Raw genomic sequence first — 3,599 nt, forward strand, 5'->3', positions numbered from 1 at the left:
GCCGTGGAAGAATTGTAATGAATGACCCGCCATGGCTAGAAGGGTCACTATCACGGTTAAAGGCAGCGACCACCAAAAGCGGCGAGCGAAATCCCGGAGCTCGGTTTTGTCATCGTCATCTAGCGCGGGCATGACCGGTTCTAATGTCATGCCACATTTAGGGCAATTGCCGGGCCCTGGCTGTCTTATTTCCGGGTGCATAGGACAGGTAAATTCAGTGGCTACTTGTAGCACAGGCTCTGTAGCGGAGATGCTGGGTTCAGTGCTGGGATGATTACCACTGTAGTGGTCTGGATCTGCCCGAAATTTCTCTTGGCATTTCTGGCTGCAAAATTGATACATCTGTCCCTGATAAGACTCGCCAAATTTACTTGGAGGCGTAACCGTCATACCGCACACCGGGTCACGTAGATCACCGTCAGGGGGCGAGGCAGCGTGGGCGGGACCGTGATCGTGATGGCTCGGTGTAGTGGGCATAGCTATTTTTCGTCCTTGTTGGTTGCTGCCTGATCGCCATGATCATGTCCGCCATGTCCATGCCCAAAAAAATGCATCAATGGACAGATCAACAGAATGAGATAGGGCAAATACGGATAAACGTGGCTGAAATGTTCCCGCACCACGTAGAAGGCACCGATCGCGATGAGCATGATCAGTACAACGCCTGTTTTGCGCCTCCAAAATGGAGGGGTGGTGCTTCCAAACGGATGCTGATGGTTATTCATGATCTAGACCCCAGTGTGAGCGAGTTGCTCTGATCTCTGCCTCAGAGCGTAGTCAACTCTCGCGTCGACGCGGTTTTAGCTGTCAGCTCAGGCTTACTTCAAGTCAAATTGACCGACCATCCCCGACTGGTAATGACCTGGCACGTTGCAGGCAAATTGAAGTCCGGCGCTGTTGTTGAAGGTCCAGATCAACTCCTTGGTTGCTCCTGGCTCGACCAGCACGCTGTTCGGGTCGTTATGTTCCATTCCGACCATCTTCATCCCTCCCATGCTGTGGCCCATGTTGCCCGTCATCTTCCCAGCACCGATGGGTGTAAGCGTTCCATTCTGGAACATGCTCGCCATTTCTTTTTGGTGCGCCGCATGAGCAGCGGCCTGACCGATATTGAACTCGTGCAGCAGCGCCCCTTTGTTGTGAAGTACAAAGCGAACTGTTTCACCGGGCTTTACGTCGATGTTTTTAGTTTTGAAGAAAATATCACCCATCTCCACATCAACCGTGCGAGTAACCTCAGAGGCGACTCCAGGCTGGCCAATATCCTCTTTCCCATGACCTGCGCTGGCCATCGCTGTAGCACCGAAGAGTAGGGTGATTGCCGCAATAACTGGGGTAATAAGCTTATTTTTCATGGTGACCTCGTGGGTTAAGAGCGAATCACTGGCTATGCTAAAGGGGCGGAGCTGCCACTTAACTGACCTGAACACTACATTTCTGTAAGTTTTCAAAAGAAAACGCGGCGCCCGAATGACGCCGTGTTTAGAGGACCGGTTCAAAAAAACCAATGAGACCTGGTTGGTCACTGATGGTTTTCAGAAAGCATCAGTTTGTGCTCGCGCTGCATTTGGCTCAAAACGTCATCAACCATAGCATCGTGTTTTTCCATCCAGGCGAGGTGCTGCTGAGGTGACATTGATGCGTTTGGGTGATCTTGATGGAGCTGGCTCATGATTTCGCCCAGCATTTTCATATGCTCGGCCATGTGTACATGGCGCTGTCCTTCAGGGGCTTTTTCAGCTTGTACCAAGGTTGCTTCTGCTTTGTCGCGCAGGCTCTCCATACGCTCCGCGATCCGGTCTGCGCCACCTTCAGCCAACGCAGAAGCCGAGACGAGTATCGAGCTCACAAAGAAAAGGACTTTTAGGCGATTCATAGGACAGCTCCTTATGGATTTATTTTCCGGCTCCCTTAGGTTTCATGCTGAAGAGTCGGTCGAGCACCAAGAAGTACTCATGTTTGAACCCTAGACAGCGCTCGCTGACAACTACCTGAAGCCAATATTACTTTTCTGTCAGTTGCTGGTTGGCAGAAGCATTTCGTTGCAGACTCAGCCTCACAATTATTTGAGAGCCACCCCCATGAGACTTCTGGTTGCGGAAGACGAACCCAAAATAGGTATCTATTTGCAGCAAGGACTCACTGAGGCGGGGTTCAATGTTGATCGCTTTACCAATGGCCAAGACGCGCTTCAGCACGCTTTGAGCGAGGCGTATGACCTGCTGATTCTCGATGTGATGATGCCTGGGCTGGACGGATGGGAAGTACTTCAGAAGGTGCGAGCATCCGGAAAAAATGTCCCCGTGCTTTTTCTCACGGCGCGAGACCGCGTTGAGGATCGCGTCAAAGGACTTGAGCTGGGGGCAGACGATTACCTTATAAAACCCTTCGCATTTTCTGAATTGCTGGCCCGCGTCAGAACGCTGCTGCGAAGAGGGAGCACAGCCCCCTCCCAAACCCACATGAAATTGGCGGATCTTGAGGTTGACCTGCTCAAGCGCAGGGTTGTCCGTGGAGGCAAACGTATAGATCTCACAGCCAAAGAGTTTGCGTTACTCGAATTGCTGCTCCGTCGTCGAGGCGAGGTTCTCCCCAAGTCACTTATTGCTTCCCAAGTTTGGGATATGAACTTCGACAGCGATACCAACGTCATCGAGGTCGCGGTCAGGAGGCTCAGAGCGAAGATTGATGATGATTTTGAGGTCAAGCTGATCCACACCTCTCGGGGGATGGGTTACATGTTGGACGCACCGGACTCGGGGTCGGAATGAAGCGAATGTCACTGACTACCCGCATGAGCCTGATGTTCATGCTTGCTGTAACAGCTGTGCTCACCGTCGCCGGACTCAGTTTTAACAACCTTAGCCGGCATCACTTCAAGATGCTGGATCAGCAGGCGCTGAACGAAAAGCTTCACTCGACGCAAAGAATTTTGACTGGGTTGAATAGCATTGATCAGTTCAGTGATGTTAAGCCCGAGCTGGAGGCGCTGCTTGGTGCTCATCGTGATTTGACAGCACTTATCATCGATGGTGACGGCAAGCTCCTGTTTGCTGATCCTGGTCCGATCGTAGTGCCGGAAGACTACCGAACAATCACAAACAGCAATGTCTGGGAGTGGCGAGATGAGGAGCAGGTATTTCGAGGAGTGACGGCACAAGCCATTGTGACAGGGCAAGACAAGCCATTGACCGTGATGTTGATCTTTGATGTTACTCAACATATGGCTTTCTTCGAGACGCTTGAACGCTGGTTTTGGATAGGGCTGGTGATCAGCGCGCTGGTCAGTGCTGCACTGGGCTGGATGGTCGCGAGTAGTGGCCTACGGCCTATCCGCCTAGTTACTCAGGTCGCGGCTTCAATGTCAGCTAAATCACTCAAAGAGCGTATTCCGTTAGGTCCCGTTCCTAAAGAGCTCCAGCAGATGGTGTTGTCGTTCAACGCAATGTTATCCAGATTGGACGATGCGTTTGTTCGTTTATCGAACTTCTCTGCGGACATTGCTCACGAATTACGAACGCCGGTCAGTAATTTGATGACTCACACTGAAGTGGTTTTATCTAGAAAAAGGAATATTGAGGACTACGAAGATAATCTTT

The 3,599-nt window shown here is 51.4% G+C and carries 5 protein-coding genes and 1 pseudogene; 2 read left to right on the forward strand and 4 right to left on the reverse strand.

Translation table 11 applies throughout. The features are described 5' to 3' along the window. From A7D21_RS35035 to A7D21_RS33805, 4 genes are all read right to left on the reverse strand, one after another. Positions 1–477 (reverse strand): YHS domain-containing protein (locus A7D21_RS35035; RefSeq protein WP_141718324.1); only part of this gene is annotated, 477 nt, incomplete at its 3' end. Between the two features lie 2 nt (positions 478–479). Further along, on the reverse strand, positions 480–725 hold the full coding sequence (locus A7D21_RS35040; protein ID WP_026140267.1) for a DUF2933 domain-containing protein: 246 nt from the start codon (positions 723–725) through the stop codon (positions 480–482). Positions 726–818: 93 nt separating this feature from the next. Continuing rightward, positions 819–1,355, reverse strand: coding sequence for a plastocyanin/azurin family copper-binding protein (locus A7D21_RS33800; protein WP_010565107.1), 537 nt, complete (start codon positions 1,353–1,355; stop codon positions 819–821). A 167-nt stretch (positions 1,356–1,522) separates the two neighbouring features. Further along, the gene (locus tag A7D21_RS33805; RefSeq protein WP_010565108.1) at positions 1,523–1,876 is read right to left on the reverse strand and encodes a co-regulatory protein PtrA N-terminal domain-containing protein; all 354 of its coding nucleotides are present in this window, start codon (positions 1,874–1,876) and stop codon (positions 1,523–1,525) included. 205 nt (positions 1,877–2,081) lie between these two features. On the opposite strand from A7D21_RS33805, the gene A7D21_RS33810 reads away from it, so the two are divergent. After that, complete coding sequence (locus tag A7D21_RS33810; RefSeq protein ID WP_010565109.1) at positions 2,082–2,771, forward strand: heavy metal response regulator transcription factor; 690 nt, start codon at positions 2,082–2,084, stop codon at positions 2,769–2,771. Further along, a pseudogene (copS, locus tag A7D21_RS33815) lies at positions 2,768–3,599 on the forward strand (copper resistance membrane spanning protein CopS); the annotation flags it as partial. The gene A7D21_RS33810 and the pseudogene copS, both read left to right, overlap by 4 nt.

It is taken from the genome of Pseudomonas sp. AP19 (genome assembly GCF_001728855.1).
Taxonomy (GTDB): Bacteria; Pseudomonadota; Gammaproteobacteria; order Pseudomonadales; family Pseudomonadaceae; genus Aquipseudomonas; species Aquipseudomonas fluorescens.

Bases quoted from the DNA above. Each gene is read 5' to 3' on its own strand.
- A7D21_RS35040 (WP_026140267.1), bottom strand. From the start codon at position 725: ATGAATAACCATCAGCATCCGTTTGGAAGCACCACCCCTCCATTTTGG.
- A7D21_RS33810 (WP_010565109.1), top strand. From the start codon at position 2,082: ATGAGACTTCTGGTTGCGGAAGACGAACCCAAAATAGGTATCTATTTG.
- A7D21_RS33805 (WP_010565108.1), bottom strand. From the start codon at position 1,876: ATGAATCGCCTAAAAGTCCTTTTCTTTGTGAGCTCGATACTCGTCTCG.
- A7D21_RS33800 (WP_010565107.1), bottom strand. From the start codon at position 1,355: ATGAAAAATAAGCTTATTACCCCAGTTATTGCGGCAATCACCCTACTC.